Genomic DNA, 3,077 nt, shown 5'->3' on the forward strand with positions numbered 1-3,077 from the left:
CCGAAAAGTGTTTGCTAAGTTTGGTTTTGGACTGCGGTTGCAGACAGTTTTAATCAGCCAAATTTACCCGTTGTCAAATTACTTAGATGCCGACGGTAAACCAGAAGTGATTACGCGCCGGGGACGAAAGTCAGGGAAACCCACAAAGCGATACCTTTCTCCGCGTCGGTTTATGCGATCGCTCGGTGTCGCACCCGGAAAAGAAGCTTCCAAGGACAAGGATTTGGATCGAGTAGGCGGATCAGATCTATGCAGAATTGTGCTGTGGCAGTGGGTGAAAACCCGCGTCGAACCTAAGCGATCGCGTCCCAAAAACTTTATCGGTCAACTTTTGGGCGATATCCTCGATGATGAAAAATCTTCGGGTTGCCCAATTAAGTTGGTACGCACCCGCGTTGCTGCGCGGGCGGTACGGCTGTTGTTTAAACTACTGGTTTCTCAATTAAAAACTGACTAGAGTGAATGCCTTCAAAGTCTTGCCCCAATAACTGCTTAAGTTCGGCACTACTCCGAGTCGGAGCTAATAGTAGTACACAAACCTGGTCGCTGGTGGCTACCCACAACCAATATTTGATGCCATCAATGCCGTAGGTAGTTTCATCTACACAGCGTACTCCCGGCTGTTGCACATAGGTCAGCCATTGTTGATAAATTGGCTGCAAACTTTGCTGAAAGTAGCGCTGCATTTTGGCTAAACTCCCTTGAGAGATGGGTACTCCCAAGACCTGTTCCACAAAATATTCTTGTTTTCGCCAAGGTAAGTTACCGCCATATCCCAGCCAACCAACCACGCTACATAACCTGCCGCCGTAGCTAAATCCTTCTAATACTCCTGGTGGTAATTGAGAGTATCCTGAGAAGCCACAACCGGGACATTGGCATAAGCGTCGGCGGTATTCTCTGATTTCTACAGGTTGCTCTACCAACTCGGCTACTTGTTGCACTTTAGTCGGTGCTGCTGTAACTGGCGTAACTGCTGCCTGACAAACCGGACAAGTTTCTAGTTCTAGCTCTATTATTTGGTCAGGCTCACCAAATCCATTGCGGGTCTTTCCGGGGTGGTCATATTTGGGGCCGCGTTTTTTTCCTTTTTTCCGCTTGCTTTTATCACTGGGCTTTTTGATCAGGTCTGCTGATGGGGGGATAGAACTGTTTGATGAGGTGCGGTTTTTTAGCTTATCTAACGCTTCTTTTAACTGTTCAATCTCCTGTTGCTGCTCTTCTATGAGCTGCTGTTTTTCCGAGAGTTTTCGTTGTTGCTGTTTTAGCTGCTGCTGAAGCTTATCGTAGCCATTCTCCCAACGACAGCATTGCCATCGCCATCTTCTCTACTGCAATGGCTATCTCTACCGGGTCGGTTGTCAGTGCCGCTGTTTTGAGCATGGAAGCTACTATACTCTATTTTCACCTATTTGGCTCAATCCCTTACCACACTTACTCCCTGGCAAGCTATGAGCCACCATTGGCGATACCGCAACGCAGTTGCGGTGAGCAGTTACACGCTAAGAGTAAACTAGACCATGTGTTGGAAATGCTTCAAAACCTAATCTACCACAAGCTGCTGCCTTTTCGCACAGTCTTAATGGATAGCTGGTATGCAACGAAGAACTTGATGCAATATATTGACAAACAAGGTAAGATTTACTACTGTCCTTTAAAGAGAAACCGCTTGGTGGATGATACAGGAGGAGTAGAAAATTATCAACCAATTGAATCACTCAACTGGAATGAAACTGAGCTTGAACAAGGCAAAACGATTAAAATAAAAGCTTTCCCTAAAGATAAAAAAGTGAAACTATTCCGGGTAATTGTTTCGACCAGCAAAACGGAATATATCGCGACTAACGATATAAATCAAGATGCAACGGATGCTGTACAACTATTGTGTGACATCGGCTGGAAGATTGAAGAGTTTCACAGAGAACTGAAGCAACTCACAGGTATAGAATCGCGGCCTAGCCGTCAGGCGAGTCTGCAAAGAAATCATATAGCCTGTGCCATGCTAGTCTGGCTTAGATTGAAAGACTTGGCCTACAAAACAGGCCAAACAGTTTATCAAATCAAGTACGGATTACTCTCCAACTATTTAATTCAACAGCTCAAGCACCCCTCTCTAGCCATGTCTTTAGCCTGATCTTATCGGCGCGTACGCATGTGACAGTTGCGTAAGTCCTGATGGGGAAGGGTGGCAGGTGTTGCAAAACTCAACTCATGAGGTACGCCAGATGCGAAACGCCGAAACTGTGTTGGGAATTATCCATGAACGTGGTAAGCGGGGACTGCCATTGGAAGATGTTTATCGACAATTGTTTAACCCCGATTTGTTCTTACTCGCTTACGGTAAAATCCATCGCAATAAAGGTGCAATGACACCAGGCGCAACAGATGAAACCGTAGATGGAATGTCAAAAGCAAAAATTGATGCCATTATTCATGACCTACGTTATGAAAGGTATCGATGGATGCCTGTACGTCGCGTATACATTGAGAAGAAAAACTCTTTGAAGAAACGCCCACTCGGCATTCCTCGCTGGTCAGATAAACTATTGCAAGATAGTGATACTGCTGATATTAGAGGCGTATTACGAACCACAGTTTAGTTCAACCTCCCACGGTTTTCGTCCAAAACGCGGATGCCATACAGCCCTAAGCGAAATATACAGTAAATGGGTAGGGACAAAATGGTTTGTGGAAGGTGACATAGCTCAATGCTTAGACTCACTCGACCACTCAATTCTCCTCGATATTCTGAAACAGAAAATCAAGGATAACCGTTTTTTGAGGTAAATCGAAAATTTGCTCAAAACTGGATATTTGGAGGAATGGCGATATAATGCCACCTTAAGTGGAAGCCCACACCCGAGCAATATTAAGCCCAATCCTTGCGAATATTTACTTAGACAAGTTTGATAAATTTGTCGAAAATGAATTAATGACAAAATATAACTGTGGTAAAGGTCGCCGACCCAATCGGTGAATGGCAACGACTACAAAGGCAGGCTCAAAGTTTGAAAAAGAAGCGTCTATTAATTGAGGCTCATACTGCTCGCAGACTAATGCAGCAGGTTCCCTCTTTA

Annotated in this window: 2 protein-coding genes and 2 pseudogenes; 3 read left to right on the top strand and 1 reads right to left on the bottom strand. The window is 44.9% G+C overall.

Annotated elements, in window-relative coordinates:
- Positions 1-457 (top strand): annotated as a pseudogene (locus ACE1CM_RS12300) (IS110 family transposase); the annotation flags it as partial.
- On the opposite strand, the pseudogene ACE1CM_RS12305 reads toward ACE1CM_RS12300, so the two are convergent.
- A pseudogene (locus ACE1CM_RS12305) lies at positions 453-1,383 on the bottom strand (transposase); the annotation flags it as partial. The pseudogenes ACE1CM_RS12300 and ACE1CM_RS12305 overlap by 5 nt on opposite strands.
- On the opposite strand from ACE1CM_RS12305, the gene ACE1CM_RS12310 reads away from it, so the two are divergent.
- Both ACE1CM_RS12310 and ACE1CM_RS12315 read left to right on the top strand, forming a co-directional pair.
- Positions 1,382-2,134 (top strand): transposase, encoded by a 753-nt coding sequence (locus tag ACE1CM_RS12310; RefSeq protein WP_374877765.1) that lies wholly within the window; start codon positions 1,382-1,384, stop codon positions 2,132-2,134. The pseudogene ACE1CM_RS12305 and the gene ACE1CM_RS12310 overlap by 2 nt on opposite strands.
- Positions 2,135-2,195: 61 nt before the next feature.
- Positions 2,196-2,600 carry a hypothetical protein gene (locus ACE1CM_RS12315; protein ID WP_374877766.1) on the top strand — a complete coding sequence of 135 codons (405 nt, stop codon included), beginning with the start codon at positions 2,196-2,198 and terminating at the stop codon, positions 2,598-2,600.
- The last annotated feature ends 477 nt before the right edge of the window (positions 2,601-3,077 follow it).

The sequence above is a fragment of the Microseira sp. BLCC-F43 genome (assembly GCF_041929235.1).
GTDB lineage: Bacteria > Cyanobacteriota > Cyanobacteriia > Cyanobacteriales > Aerosakkonemataceae > Microseira.